General features: G+C 71.6%; 11 protein-coding genes. 5 read left to right on the top strand and 6 right to left on the bottom strand.

Features of this window, described 5'->3' with window-relative positions; translation table 11 throughout:
* Positions 1-97: 97 nt before the first annotated feature.
* On the bottom strand, positions 98-3,979 hold the full coding sequence (locus GTY67_RS25665) for an endo-alpha-N-acetylgalactosaminidase family protein (RefSeq protein ID WP_161280428.1): 3,882 nt from the start codon (positions 3,977-3,979) through the stop codon (positions 98-100).
* 387 nt (positions 3,980-4,366) lie between these two features.
* Between GTY67_RS25665 and GTY67_RS25660 the strand changes: the two genes are divergently transcribed.
* Together GTY67_RS25660 and GTY67_RS25655 are read left to right on the top strand one after the other, a co-directional pair.
* Positions 4,367-5,578: a glycoside hydrolase family 64 protein gene (locus GTY67_RS25660; RefSeq protein WP_176727544.1), complete on the top strand. Its 1,212-nt coding sequence runs from the start codon at positions 4,367-4,369 to the stop codon at positions 5,576-5,578.
* Positions 5,579-5,739: 161 nt separating this feature from the next.
* On the top strand, positions 5,740-6,402 hold the full coding sequence (locus GTY67_RS25655) for a peptidoglycan-binding protein (RefSeq protein WP_161280427.1): 663 nt from the start codon (positions 5,740-5,742) through the stop codon (positions 6,400-6,402).
* A gap of 49 nt (positions 6,403-6,451) precedes the next feature.
* Here the strand turns inward: GTY67_RS25655 and GTY67_RS25650 are convergent, their stop codons facing one another.
* Positions 6,452-6,976, bottom strand: coding sequence for a hypothetical protein (locus GTY67_RS25650; RefSeq protein ID WP_093692615.1), 525 nt, complete (start codon positions 6,974-6,976; stop codon positions 6,452-6,454).
* Between the two features lie 293 nt (positions 6,977-7,269).
* On the opposite strand from GTY67_RS25650, the gene GTY67_RS25645 reads away from it, so the two are divergent.
* A complete protein-coding gene (locus tag GTY67_RS25645; protein WP_161280426.1) occupies positions 7,270-7,896 on the top strand; it encodes a YceI family protein in 627 nt (208 codons plus the stop codon).
* Between the two features lie 62 nt (positions 7,897-7,958).
* Positions 7,959-8,219, top strand: a complete 261-nt coding sequence (locus tag GTY67_RS25640) for a hypothetical protein (RefSeq protein ID WP_237502914.1) — start codon at positions 7,959-7,961, stop codon at positions 8,217-8,219.
* Between the two features lie 149 nt (positions 8,220-8,368).
* On the opposite strand, the gene GTY67_RS25635 is transcribed toward GTY67_RS25640, so the two are convergent.
* The 4 genes from GTY67_RS25635 to GTY67_RS25620 form a co-directional block, all read right to left on the bottom strand.
* On the bottom strand, positions 8,369-9,391 hold the full coding sequence (locus GTY67_RS25635) for an iron-siderophore ABC transporter substrate-binding protein (protein WP_093692613.1): 1,023 nt from the start codon (positions 9,389-9,391) through the stop codon (positions 8,369-8,371).
* Positions 9,392-9,485: 94 nt separating this feature from the next.
* On the bottom strand, positions 9,486-10,358 hold the full coding sequence (locus tag GTY67_RS25630; protein WP_093692612.1) for an ABC transporter ATP-binding protein: 873 nt from the start codon (positions 10,356-10,358) through the stop codon (positions 9,486-9,488).
* A 1-nt stretch (position 10,359) separates the two neighbouring features.
* Positions 10,360-11,436 (bottom strand): iron chelate uptake ABC transporter family permease subunit, encoded by a 1,077-nt coding sequence (locus GTY67_RS25625; protein ID WP_161280425.1) that lies wholly within the window; start codon positions 11,434-11,436, stop codon positions 10,360-10,362.
* Positions 11,433-12,503 (bottom strand): iron chelate uptake ABC transporter family permease subunit, encoded by a 1,071-nt coding sequence (locus GTY67_RS25620; protein ID WP_176727539.1) that lies wholly within the window; start codon positions 12,501-12,503, stop codon positions 11,433-11,435. The genes GTY67_RS25625 and GTY67_RS25620 overlap by 4 nt, the downstream gene beginning before the upstream one ends.
* Before the next feature lie 213 nt (positions 12,504-12,716).
* On the opposite strand from GTY67_RS25620, the gene GTY67_RS25615 reads away from it, so the two are divergent.
* Positions 12,717-13,292, top strand: coding sequence for an MSMEG_1061 family FMN-dependent PPOX-type flavoprotein (locus tag GTY67_RS25615; RefSeq protein ID WP_093692610.1), 576 nt, complete (start codon positions 12,717-12,719; stop codon positions 13,290-13,292).
* Positions 13,293-13,362 lie beyond the last annotated feature (70 nt).

Below are 13,362 nucleotides of genomic sequence, written 5' to 3'. Positions count from 1 at the left end.
GGACACATGGACCTGAGGGGGCCCGAAGGCCCCCTCAGTATGGCCCAGCACTGTTCAGCTCGGCTCCACCGCGCTTCGACCACCGTTCGACGGAGGTTCAACCTCCGCAGTGGAAGCGGGCGTTGCCCCAGTCGGCGTGGTCGTTGCCGTTGCCGTCCCCGCCGTCGTCGACGACGAGTTCGACGTACCGCGCGCCGGTGACGTCGGCGGTGAGCTTCCAGGCCGGGTCGGCGGCGCCCAGCACCGGCGACTTCACCTTCTCCGTCCCGTCGGCGGTGACGGAGAACCGCACGCTGCCGCGCGACGCCTGGACGTCGTCGACCCCGACCTCGGCGGTGAAGGAGGTGCACCTCCCGCCCAGGTAGTAGCGGATCTTCGCCGGGGCGTGGGTGCCCAGTCCCTTGGCGTGGACGACCCCGCCGATGGTGAGCGGGCTGCCGTCGCCGGTCCCGGTCTCCCCGTTGGACTGGTCGCGCTCCACGGGGCCCCAGCCGTTCTGGGCGGCCGTCCAGTCGAGGTCACTGGCCCAGCTGTCCTTCGTGGGCGGGGGCGGCAGGGTCCGTACGGAGATCTGCGCGCCGAGCGTGCGCGGGGCGCCCTGGACGGCGTACGTGGCCTGGGCGCCGAGCTGGTACGTCTCGTACGGGGCGTCCACCGGCGGGGTGACCCGCCAGCTGCCGGTGACCTTCGCGCCCGGGGCGACGGAGTCGAAGGCGACCGGGCCGACCGCCTCGGCCCGCCACCCCTCGGGCACCGTCAGCGCCAGCTTGACCCCGGTGGCGGCGGTCGCCTCGTCGTTGCCGAAGGTCGCCTCGACGGTGTTCGGGGCGCCCGGCTCCAGGGTCTCGGCGTCGGCGGCGACACCGAGCGTGCCGCAGACCGCCTCCTGTCCGGCCGGGGCGGGCCCGAGGTCGGCCACGGTGAAGCCGTCGAGGACGAAGTCCGCGCCCTCGGGCGCCCCGGCCCGCTTCCGCAGCCCGGTCCAGGTGTCGCCGCAGCCCGCGGTGAGGGTCCGGGTGAAGTGGCCGGTGGTGCGCTGCTGCCCGATGGGGGTGGTGCGGGTCTCGGTGGAGGTGGCCTTGCCGTCGGCGACCCGGTCGTAGCCGTCGACCCAGCTGTAGGCGCCCGCGTGGCTGGACTGGTAGTCGAACTCCACCCGGTAGCGGTGGCCGTCCCGCATCGGGACGGTCCAGGGGGCGGTGCGGTAGACGAGCCCGGTGTTCTCCTCGTGGGACTTCAGGGACTCCTTGCCGCCGAGCACGTCGTCGATCAGCTTCCCGTTCCAGCCGGACCGGGTGTACGGGGCGTGCAGCTGGGAGACGCTGGTGCGGGGGTCGGTGGAGCCGCCCGCGTTGCCCTTGAGGAAGGGGCCCCAGCCCTGGTCGACCGCCTCGAAGTCCTCGTACATAAGGGTCCCGGGCCGGGTGGCGGGGGCGTTCTCGACGATCCGTACGTCATCGGCGCGGACGGTCGCCGTGGAGCCCGCCGCCGCCTCGATGCGCAGGGTGGTGCGGCCGTTGGCGGGGGCCGTGAAGTTGACCTTGGCGCGCTGGAAGTAGGTGCCGTGCCAGTCGGAGGCGGCGACGAAGTCCTCGGCCGTGGAACGTTCGACGGCCACCGACGTGCCGCCCGCGCTCAGCACCGTACGGCGGGTCTTGCCGGGCTCCACCTCGATGAGGGCGGAGGCGGTGTAGCGCTTGCCGGGCTTTAGGCCGGTGACGGGCTGGGAGAGGGCGGCCGTGGCGGTGCCGGAGAGGGCGGCGCTGTTGCGGCCCTGGTCGTCGGTGTCCCGTACGACCGTGCCGGTCTTCGTCCAGCCCTTCAGCGTACGGTCGTTGAAGCCGGGGTCCTTGAGGGGCGTGCCCTGGCCCCAGTCGGCGGCGGCCGCCTTCGGTGCCTGGCTCGGATGGAGGACGTACGGCTGTCCGGCGGTGGCGGTGAGTGTGATCTTCCCGTTCACCGGTCGGACGGTGGCCACCTTCGCGCGGCCGTTGTCGGTCAGTTCGTAGACCGTGTACGGGCCCTTGCCGGGCACCTCCCAGGTGCTGGTGCCCCCGGTCTCGCTGTAGTGGTAGAGCTTCTTGCCGCCGTCCCACGGCAGCAGGTAGTCGGTGCCGCTGAGCACCTTGCGGCCCTGCTCGTAGAAGGTCCGCTTCCCGTCCTCGAACGTGCCGCGCACTCCCCCGGTGAAGGTGATGTCGTTGCCGTCCCAGCGGGTGATCTTCTGGTGCTGGAGGTACTTGGCGGGGAGGTTCTTCTGCCAGATGGCGGCGGTGAAGGCGTTCCAGTCGGTCTCGCCGGTCCACCCCTCGAACTCCTCCAGGACGCTCTGGCCGAGGACCGGGTGGCTGTTCCAGATGTCCTTCTCGCCGTTGCGGATGAAGCGGATGATCTGCGAGTTGAGGCCCTTGTTGGTGGCGCCGCCGTAGTTCAGGTCGTTGGCCCAGTGCGACCAGAGCGAGGCGCGCTCGAACTTGTCGGCCCACTCGGTGCCGACGGTCCAGCCCTGCTTCTGGACGGACTGGATGGTCTTGTCGGCGATCCAGCCGTGCGAGTAGTAGACGTCGATGTAGAGGAAGCTGAGGTTCTTGTCGGTCTCGTCGCGCAGCTGCTGGAAGCGCTTGGCCAGGTCGCCGCTGTTGATGTCGCGGCGCTGGTCGATGTAGTAGCTCTGGTTGAGCCAGTTCCAGCCGGGCTTGGTCTTGTCGACGAGCTGCTCGCTGAAGGCGTTGGCCTCCGGGTAGGACTCGGTGGCGTTGACGTGGACGCCGAAGGTGGCGCCCCACTTCTTGCCGTTCTTGAGCAGGGTGTTGAGGTCCTTCAGCCCGCCGGCCCGCTTGTTGTAGTTGCCGCCGTAGTCCGGGTGGGCGGAGTCATGGCCCTCGGAGCCGTACCCCTTGAGGACGGCGAGCTGGCCGAGGCCGTCGGTGGCCTGCGAGATCCGCTTGACGTCGTCGAGGGTGCGCAGGAAGGGGTGGGTGGCCTGGCTGGCGAAGTTGAACGGGATGTGGGTGACGACCCGGTCGGCGGTCTCCTCGCTGCCGGGCGCGGTGATGCCGATGGAGCGGAAGGCGATGGCCCCGTCCTGCCAGTCGACGGCCTTGTCCCCGTTGGCGTCCGGGGTGATGACGACCTTGGCCCAGGGCAGGTTCTCGCCGCTCTCCGGCTTCGGTGCGCCCTCGCCCCGGTAGGTCCACTGGCCGGAGCTGACGCCGACCCGGACACTGCCGTCGGCCTCGGTGCGGGCCTGGCGCCAGAAGCGGGCGTCGTCGCCGCCGGTGGGTCCTGAGGGCTTGTCGTAGGAGGAGTTGGACTCGACGGCGGCGGCGAGGGAGGAGGTGTTGAGGATCGCGTAGGTGGCGCCGACGGGGGCGGGGTCCGGCTTGGTCTCCCCGGTGACCTTGGGGAAGACGTCGGCGGTACGGGTGGAGTCGGGGTCCAGCGTGGTGAATGCGGTGGCGGCGCCGGGTTCGGTGGAGCCGACCGAGATGAGGTCGTGCCCGGGGATGTCGATGGTCCCCACTCGGAAGGCGGCGGTGTCGCGGACGGCGGTCACCTTGAAGGTGGTGGTCCGGCCGGAGACGGAGAGCGAGGCGTCGATCTCGACCCCGGGCAAGTCGGTGAAGGCGAGGGTGTAGCGGGCGGAGGAGCCGTTCACCTTCGGCGCGGCCTTGAGCTTCACCGGGTGGGCGGTGCCGTTGAGGGTGACGGCGGTGACCGGCCGCGTACTGCCGAGGAGGCTCTTGCCACCGGCCCGGTCGGTGTACGAGAGGACGCGCGGGAAGTCGTCGGCGACGGCGACGGTGAGCTGGGGGGAGCCGATGGTGGCGGGCGACGCGCCGGGCTTCACCGCTCCGGCCGGTGGCGCGGGGGACGGATCGGCGGCGGCTGCGGCGGGGAGGGCGGCGGTCCCCACGAGCGCCAGGACGGCGGCTGAGGCGACGGCGACCAGGCCGGCGGAGGGGAATCTTGGCGACATGGCCCCTGAGTAGTCCCCGTGTCGGGACACCGTCAACGCATGTCGGTCCCGGGGGCCTTCTCCGTCCAACAACCCTGGTCCGTTAGTCCAAGTGGGGTGCACGCGGGCCGTCGCGGCGGCTCGTTCACCTCTTGGCCGCGGCCACCTCCGTACGGTCACGGTTCGCGCCCGCTCGGCTCCACCAAGTACCCGTTCCCGTCGTCGAGTTGTGAAGACCCGGAATTTTTGAGAGCGCTCTCAGCCATAAGTCTTGACGCCCGCTGCCCCCCTCGTAAGAGTGGTGCGCACCCCCGCAGACACCCCCACTGTCCGGTCCCTCCCCACGCACCCCCACGACCCGTCTGCGGCCCCCACACACTCGGGAGTTCCCTCGTGATTTCACGCCGAATGTTCCTGACCGGCGCCGCCGCATCGGCCGCGGCGCTGACGTACCCCGCCTGGGGCACCGCCCTCTCCCCGCGCGCCTCGGCGGCCCCCGCGACCTGCGAACTGGCCCTGGAGAACAAGTCGTTGCCGGGCACGGTGCACGCGTACGTCACCGGCCACGAGCTGGGCACCGACCGCTGGGTGCTGCTCCGGCCGAACGGCGAGGTCTACCGCCCCGACTCCCCCGGCGCCCCGCAGACCCCGCTCCCGGTGGACTGCGCGATCCCGCTCAACGCGGCGGGCGCGGCCCCGGTGGTGCTGACCCTGCCGCAGATGTACGGGGCGCGGGTCTACTTCGTCCGCGACGACAAGCTGGACTTCTTCCTCAATCCGGGCCCCTCCCTGGTGGAGCCCGCCTTCGCGACGCCGACGGACCCGAACTACGGGCGTACCTGGGCGTTCGCCGAGTTCACCTTCAACACCGAGCAGCTGTACTCCAACATCAGCTACGTGGACCTGATCACCGCCCTCCCGATCGGCATCACGCTGGAGGGCGACGGCACCCACGTCGTGGCCCCGCACCCCGAGGGCGCGGCGGAGCGGATCGCCGACGATCTCACCGCCCAGGCCGCCGCCGACGGGCAGCCGTGGGACCAGCTGGTCACCCGGGGCGACGACGGCAAAGTCCTGCGGGTCGTCTCGCCGCAGAACATCATGGCGCCGTACTTCGACCGGCCCGACGAGATGCCGTTCCGGGGCCTGTTCGAGGCGCAGATCGACGAGGTCTGGGAGAAGTACCGCTCCGAGGACCTGCGGATCGACCTCCAGGGCGGCCGGGGCACGCTGGCGGGCCGGGTCAGCGGGGACACGCTGACGTTCGAGGGCGGCCACACCTTCACCAAGCCGGAGACGAAGGACATCTTCACCTGCAACCACGGCCCGTTCACCAACAACCCGGGCGACTCCGACGACAAGAAGGCGATCCTGGCGCGGCTGGCGGCGGGCTTCAACCGGTCGATCATGCTGAGCCACCCGAGCCAGCCGAACGGCACCTCGGTGTCGGACTACTACAAGACGCCGGTGACCAACCACTGGTCCCGGGTGGTCCACGCCAACAGCCCGATCGGCTACGCGTTCCCGTACGACGACGTCCGCCCGGACGGCGAGCCCGACGTCTCGGGCGCGGCGCACGACGGGAACCCGCGCCGCTTCACGGTGAGCGTGGGGTCCTGACGGCCGTCGCGGCCACCAGGTGAGTCCGCCCCTGCCGGGCCCGGCCGGCAGGGGCACTCGCACGTCAGGGCCCCGGACGCGACACACCATCAATTCATACTATTCACCGCATCCTTGACTTTCTTTCCGGCGTCCCGGAACCGTTCCGTATGCGAATCCGTATGCGCAAGAACAGGCTCCCCCGCCGCACGCTCGCGGCGCTCACCGCCGTATTCCTGCTGGCGGCCCCCACCACCGCCGCCCACGCCACCGCACCCCCGCCGCCCGCCTCCGCCCAGGGCCTGCGCACCTTCCAGCAGAGTTACGGGCTGGCGCCCACCGGCCTGGTGGACACGGCGACGGCCCACCTCCTCAGGACGGCCCCGGACAGCGAACTGCGCGCGGCCTTCGCCGACCCGTCCGACCTCGGCCCGGAACAGCTCGCCCACGCGCGTACGGTCATCGGCGTCGGGAAGGGGGCGGACCTCCCCGAGCAGGGGCAGGTGATCGCCCTGATGACGGCCATGCAGGAGTCGAAGTTCGTCAACTACACGACTCCGGTGGACCACGACTCGCTCGGGATCTTCCAGCAGCGCCCGAGCATGGGCTGGGGCACCCCGAAGCAGATCACCCACGTCCCGACCGCGTCGAAGTCCTTCTACGGGCTGCCGTCGCCGACCGACAACCCGGGGCTGCTCCAGATCAAGGGCTGGGAGTCGATGGAGCCGGGCAAGGCGTGCCAGGCGGTGCAGCGGTCCGCGCACCCCGACCGGTACGCGCAGTGGGAGGGGTTCGCCCGGGATCTGCTGGAGCGGGAGGGGCCGACGGTGGACCCGATCGACTGAGCGGGCACGGCGGGCCGCCCCTCGGGAGGGGCGGCCCATGCGCGGGGGGTCAGCAGCCTCCGCAGTTGTAGTAGGTCACGTCCCAGTGGTTGCCCTCGTCGGCGTAGATGTTGCCGGAGCCGGACTGGTACTGCCGGGCGCCGTCGCCGCGTACCCCGATGTAGGTGAAGACGCCGGTGACGTAGTTGTTCAGGCAGGTGCTCTTGGCGAAGTCCAGCTTGTAGCCGTTCCAGTGGGAGTACGTGCCGCCGGCGTGCCCGGTCTCCGTGCCGCCGGTGATCCTGAGCGCGCAGCCGGTGGCGCTCTTGAGGGTCTGGGCGCCCTGGGCGGTCGGCAGGTTGAGCTGGTCGAAGGAGGTGCAGGTGGAGACGTTGCGGTTGGAGCAGTTGCCCGAGGACGACCAGGTGATCCCGGAGGAGCTGAACCGGGAGGTCGCCTGCGCGTGGGTCAGCTTGGTGACGGCGTGCGCCTCGGTGGCCCCGCTGCCGAGGGCGCCGACGCCGGGGACGAAGAGGGCGCCGAGGACGAGGGCCAGGGCGGTGAGGGCGGAGCGGAGTCGTGGGCGGTTCACCATGGGGGATTTTCCTCCTGCTCATGACAAAACAGTGGGCGCACGGGCGCGGGGCCGCGCACGCCGGGCAGGGAGATAGTGCCCGAGTTCTACGCGCGTCCGCCAGAGGGCGACACCTGACGGCCGCCCCCGACGCGACACCCCGGGCGAGGCAAAGGTTGAAACTTGAACAAGATGGCGCTAGGGTCAATCTCGTTGAAGGTTAAACAACACCGACGACACCGCTGACGAAGACACCCCTGCACCTGTGCCACCCCCGCACAGCACCGCTCGCACACGTCCCCCGAGGAGGAGCCATGGCTCTGTTCACCCGCAAGTCGACCGCCGCCGCCCCGACCGCCACCGCCGAGGCCCCCGCGGTGGACCCGGCACTGGCCGCCCTGACCGGCACCTACACCATCGACCCGGCCCACAGCAGCATCGGCTTCACCGTGCGCCACGCGATGGTCACCAACGTGCGCGGCTCCTTCGGCGAGCACGAGGGCACCTTGACCCTGGACGGCACCGACCCCGCGAACTCCTCCGCCGCCATCGACGTGAAGATCGCGAGCGTCGACACCGGCATCGCCGACCGCGACGGCCACCTGGCCAGCGGCGACTTCTTCGACGCCGAGAAGTTCCCCCTGATGACGTTCCGGTCCACGCGCGCCGAGCAGCTGGGCGGCGAGGCGTACCGGATCACCGGCGACCTGACCATCAAGGACGTCACGCGCCCGCTCTCCATCGACCTGGAGTTCAACGGCTCCGCCACCGACGTCTACGGCAACGAGCGCGTCGGCTTCGAGGGCAGCGCGGACATCCTGCGCTCCGACTGGGGCCTGACCTGGAACGCGGCGCTGGAGACGGGCGGGGTCATGGTCAGCGACAAGGTGAAGCTGAACTTCGACATCTCCGCGATCAAGGCGGCGGCACCGCAGGCGTGACCCGCGCCTGACGCGGCAGCACGGACGGCCCTAGGGCCGTCCGTACGGGGTTTCGGCACCCGGTGGATCATGGAGGGGCTGTCCGCGCATCCCCGGGGGAATCGGACTTCCTGCGCCCGCTCGCCGCGTCGGCGGCGGCCGGGAAGGTCACGGCGAAGGTGGCCGGGGCCGAGGACGCGCGGCCGCTGTCCCAGCGGGTGAAGGCGCCCGGCGGGGGCACCTCGCAGGCCGATCCGACCCTGGCCGACGGCAAGCGCCTCCGCGTCCAGCTGGCCCGCGAGCACGGAGTGTGGTGGGGGTACGCGCAGGCTCCCGTCGGCTGATTCAGGGCCGTATGCGAAAAGCCGTACGCCAGAGCCGTAGCCGAAAGGCCGTACGCGAAAAGCCGTGCGCAGAAAGCAGCGCGCCCCGCACCCGGATGTCACGGGTGCGGGGCGCGCTGTCGTACGTACACGCAACGGCTGTACGGGGGTTACTTCTTGACCTTCTCCGCGAAGAGCGGGACGACCTTCTCCAGTGCGTACGAGACGGAGAGCACCGAGTCCGTGGCGAACGCCTGCGAGATCAGCTGGTCGTCGAAGATCAGCGCGTTGCCGGCCTTGACCGACGGGACCGCCTTGTACAGCGGGTCGTTGCTGATGTCCGTGGCGGGGACGCCGATCGGGGTCATCACCGTGAGGTCGGCGTCCAGGAGTTCCAGGTTCTCCTTGGAGATGGAGACCGAGAAGCCCTCACCGCCCTTGGCCTCGACGGCCGGGCTGTTCTTGAAGCCGAGGCGCTCCACGAAGTCGACCCGGCCGGTGCCGCCGACGTACGCGCCGTACCCCTCGGAGGTGCGCGAGCCGAGCACGATCGTGGCGTCCTTGAACTCGGGGTGCGCCTTCGCCGCCGCCTCGAACTTCTTCCCGGTCTCCGCGATCAGCTCCTTGCCCTTCTCGGGCACGCCCATCGCGGCGGCGATCATCGTGGTCTGCTGCTCCCACGAGATCTTGTACTGGTCGCCGCCCTTGGGCACGCCGACGGTCGGGGCGATCTTCTTCAGCGTGTCGTACCGGGTCTGGTCACCGCTGGACTTGGTGTCCAGGATGAGGTCCGGCTGGAGGGAGGCGATCTTCTCGAACTCCGGCTCCATCGTGCCGATCAGCTCGGGGGCCTTGTCGTACATGCCCTTCGCCCAGGGGCCGACGCCCTCGCCGCCGAACGGCAGCCAGTCGCTCGCCCCGACCGGCTGGCCGCCGAGCGCGAGCACGGTCTCGGCGTCGCCCCAGCCGAGCGCGACGATGCGCTTGGGCTGCTTGTCGACAGTGACCTCGCCGAACTTCGTCGCGACCTTGGCGGGGAAGGCGCCTTCGGAGGCGGCGGGGGACGCGGAGCCGGAGGTGTCGGAGGAGTCGTCCGACGTACCGCAGGCGGAGACGCCGACGAGCAGGGCGGCGACGGCACCGGCCATCAGGACGGGGGTGCGGCGCGGGCGCCGGGAAGCGGAAGCGTTCATGTCCTTTAGGTTAGCCTCACCTAATGACAACGGTGCCATCGGGCTGGCTCTTCCGCGTCCGTACGCAGGTCAGGCCGCCGATCCCGTACGTGGTTCAGGCCGCCGGGTCCTTCGCGTCAGCCCCCTTCACATGGTGGCGGCCCAGCGGCACCACCATCGGGGTCGCCGACGCCGGGTCCTCGATCACCGAGCAGCGCATCCCGAAGACCTCGCCGACCAGCTCCTCCGTCACGATGTCGGCCGGCCGCCCCTCCGCCAGGATCCGCCCGTCCTTCATGGCGATCATGTGGTCCGCGTACCGGCAGGCCAGGTTCAGGTCGTGCAGGACGGCCACCATCGTGACGCCGCGCTCGCGGTTGAGGTCGGTCAGCAGGTCCAGGACGTCGAGTTGGTGGCTGGCGTCCAGGAACGTCGTCGGCTCGTCCAGCAGCAGGATGTCCGTACGCTGCGCCAGCGCCATGGCGATCCACACCCGCTGGCGCTGACCGCCCGAGAGCTCGTCCACCGGCCGGTCGGCCAGTTCCAGGACGTCGGTGGAGAGCAGCGCCTGCGCGACCGCCTCGTCGTCCTCCGCGCTCCAGCGGCGGAACCAGCCCTGGTGCGGGTAGCGGCCCCGGCCGACCAGGTCGGAGACCGTGATGCCCTCGGGTGCCGTGGGGCTCTGCGGCAGGATGCCGAGGACCGCGGCGACCTCCTTGGTCGGCATCTCCTGGATGGACCGGCCGTTCAGGAGCACCGCCCCGGCGGAGGGCGCGAGCAGCCGGGCCATCGCCCGCAGCAGGGTCGACTTGCCGCAGGCGTTGGGGCCGACGATGACGGTGATCTTCCCGGGCGGGACGGTGACGCTCAGACCGGGGACGATCTCCCGGTCGCCGTAGCCGAGCCGGACGTCCCGGGCTTGAAGAGTGTGCTCAGCCACGACCGGGCCATGCCTTTCGTCGTCTTTCCGGACTGTCTGCTTCGCCATCTCAGCCGCCACTCCCCACGCGGTTGGCGCGGGCCAGGAGCAGGAGCAGGTACGGGGCCCCGATGATGCTGGTGACCACGCCCACCGGCAGCTGCACCGAGGGCAGCATGTGCTGGGCGGCGAAGTCGGCGACGAGGACCAGCAGGGCGCCGGTCAGGGCCGCGTGGGGCAGGGCGGCGCCCCGGCCCGGGACCAGGCGGCGGGCGATCGGTGCGGCGACGAAGGCCACGAACCCGACGGGCCCGGCCGCCGCCGTGGCGACCCCCGCCAGGGCCGTGGCGCACCCGAGCAGGGCGAGGCGGCTCGGCTCCACCTTCGTACCCAGTCCGGCGGCCGCGTCGTCCCCCAGCTGGAGGGGCCGCAGCGCGTGCGCGGCGACGGCGGTGAGCGGGACGAGGAGGGCGAGCGCGCCGAGGATCGGCCAGAACTGGTTCCAGGAGCGGCCGTTGAGGCTGCCGGCCAGCCAGCGGAAGGCCTCCTGCGCGTCGGTGACGTCGGAGCGGGCCATCACGTACCAGACGACGCTGGAGAGCCCCATGCCGACGCCGATCCCGACGAGGACGAGCCGCTGCCCGGCGACGCCCTGCCGCCAGGCGAGTACGTAGATGGCGGCCCCGGCACCGACCGCCCCGGCCAGGGCACTCCCGGAGAGGGCGAGCCCGCTGACCTGGAAGAGGAGGGCCGCGGTGACGGCGACGGCGCTGGCCCCGGCGCTGATGCCGATGAGGTCCGGGCTGGCGAGCGGGTTACGCAGCACGGTCTGGAAGACGCCGCCGGAGAGCCCGAACGCGGCGCCGACGAGGACCGCGAGAAGGGCGCGGGGCAGCCGGAGTTCCAGGACGACGAACTGCGAGCCGCCGTCGCCGCCACCGAGGAGCGTCTCGACGACCTTGCCGATGGGCATGACCATGTCGCCGACGCTGAGCGAGAGGCCGAACATGGCGACCGCGGCGACGAACAGGGCCGCCGCGACGGTCACGGACCGCCGCCGCCCCCGTCCGCGTACGGCGTTGACCTGCCGTACGGCATCGGCGAGCCGGTCCCCTGCGGCTTCCTTGGCGATCGGAGGGGCGCTCACAGTTCCACCAGCTTCCTGCGCCGGACCAGCCAGATGAAGGGGATGCAGCCGATGGCGGCGGTGATCACGCCGACCTGCACCTCGCCGGGCGGGGCGATCACACGGCCGATGATGTCCGCGACGAGGAGCATGATCGGGGCGAGGACCATGCTGTACGGGAGCACCCAGCGGTAGTCGGGCCCGGTGATGAGGCGGGCGGCGTGCGGTACGGCGAGGCCGACGAAGCCGATGGGCCCGGCGACGACGGTGGCGGCGCCGCAGAGCACGACCACGGCGAGGGCGGAGACCATCCGGGCGGCCCCGACCCGCTGGCCGAGGCCGCGCGCGAGGTCGTCGCCGAGGGAGAGGGCGTTGAGCTGCGGCCCGAGCGAGAGGGCGAGTACGGCCCCGACGAGGATGAACGGGGAGACCTGCCAAAGCACCTCGGAGGAGCGGGCGGTCAGCGCCCCGAGCTGCCAGAACCGGAACTGGTCGTAGCTCCCACGGTCCTGGAGCAGGATCGCGCTGGTGATCGAGGTGAGTACGGCACTGGTCGCGGCGCCCGCGAGGGCCAGCTTGACCGGGGTCGCGCCCTCGCGGCCGAGCGAGCCGACCCCGTAGACGAGGAGGGCGGCGAGCAGCGCGCCGAGGAAGCCGAACCAGATGAACTGGGTGGCGACGGTGAAGCCGAGCAGCGTGATGGAGCAGACGACGGCGACGGAGGCGCCCGCGTTGATGCCGAGGAGCTGGGGGTCGGCGAGGGGGTTACGGGCGACGCCCTGCATGACGGTCCCCGCGAGGCCGAGCGCCGCACCGGCGAGCAGCCCGGCGACGGTGCGCGGGATGCGGACCTCCTGGATGACCAGCTGGCCCTTGACGGTGAGGTCGGGGTCGAAGACGCCGGGCAGCACATCGCGGAACGGCACGTCCCCGGAGCCGATGGCGAGGCTCGCCACGACGGCGAGCACCAGCACACCGAGGGCGGCCAGCAGCCCGAGGGCGAGGACGGGCCGGCTGCGCCTGGCCCGCGCCTCCTTGCCACCGCCGCCCGTCGCCTCCCCTTTCCGCAGGAGGACGGACCCGCTCACGGCCGGGCCACCGGGACGGCGGCGACCGGAATACGGTTGTGCACGGTGTCTCACCCTTGCTCATCGGCGCGTTCGGGCAGGGGGCGCCCCGGCGCGCGGCCGTCCGCACCCGGGCACCCCGGAGAAGGCAGGACAGGGGGCCCAAAGTAAGGTCACCCTAACAGCGCCGGTCCGCCCCCACACCGCCGCACCCCACAAGCCCGGAGCGCTTCCTTGCCGTACGCCGCCGACGCCGCCGACTCCCCCGCCGCCCCCACCTCCGGCCCGCTGGCCGGGGCCGTCCCCCTGGGCTCGGCGGAGGAGCTGCGCGAGATCCTGGGCACGCCGCACCCCATCGTGATCGACAAGGTCCACGACCGGCTCACCGAGGACGACCTGGACCTGCTGGCCCGCTCCCCGTTCTGCGCGGTCTCCACCTCCGACGCGGCCGGCAACTGCGACGTCACCCCGCGCGGCGACGCCCCCGGCTTCACCCACGTCCTGGACCCCGCCACCCTCGCCCTCCCCGACCGCCTGGGCAACCGCAGGGCGGACAGCTTCCACAACATCCTGTCCAACCCGCACGTGGGCCTGCTCTACCTGATCCCCGGCGCGATGGACGTCCTCCGCATCAACGGCCGCGCCCGCATCCTCACGGACGCCCCGTTCTTCGACGCGATGACCCTGAAGGGCCGTCGCCCGAAGCTCGCCCTGGTCGTGGAGATAGACGAGATCTTCCGCCACTGCTCGAACGCGCTGCAACGGTCGGGGGTGTGGGCGCCTCAGACGTGGGAGGGGGCGGGGGGCTGACCGGCCGGCCCACCGCACACGACAGGCCCCCTTCCCCGCCGGCAGCGGGGAAGGGGGCCTGTGCCGTGGT

This window comes from Streptomyces sp. SID8374 (genome assembly GCF_009865135.1).
GTDB lineage: Bacteria > Actinomycetota > Actinomycetes > Streptomycetales > Streptomycetaceae > Streptomyces.
The sequence above is the reverse complement of the archived record's forward strand: the minus strand, read 5'-3'. Positions and strand labels throughout refer to the sequence as shown.

Bases quoted from the DNA above. Each gene is read 5' to 3' on its own strand.
- GTY67_RS25665 (WP_161280428.1), bottom strand. From the start codon at position 3,979: ATGTCGCCAAGATTCCCCTCCGCCGGCCTGGTCGCCGTCGCCTCAGCC.
- GTY67_RS25660 (WP_176727544.1), top strand. From the start codon at position 4,367: ATGTTCCTGACCGGCGCCGCCGCATCGGCCGCGGCGCTGACGTACCCC.
- GTY67_RS25655 (WP_161280427.1), top strand. From the start codon at position 5,740: ATGCGCAAGAACAGGCTCCCCCGCCGCACGCTCGCGGCGCTCACCGCC.
- GTY67_RS25650 (WP_093692615.1), bottom strand. From the start codon at position 6,976: ATGGTGAACCGCCCACGACTCCGCTCCGCCCTCACCGCCCTGGCCCTC.
- GTY67_RS25645 (WP_161280426.1), top strand. From the start codon at position 7,270: ATGGCTCTGTTCACCCGCAAGTCGACCGCCGCCGCCCCGACCGCCACC.
- GTY67_RS25635 (WP_093692613.1), bottom strand. From the start codon at position 9,391: ATGAACGCTTCCGCTTCCCGGCGCCCGCGCCGCACCCCCGTCCTGATG.
- GTY67_RS25630 (WP_093692612.1), bottom strand. From the start codon at position 10,358: ATGGCGAAGCAGACAGTCCGGAAAGACGACGAAAGGCATGGCCCGGTC.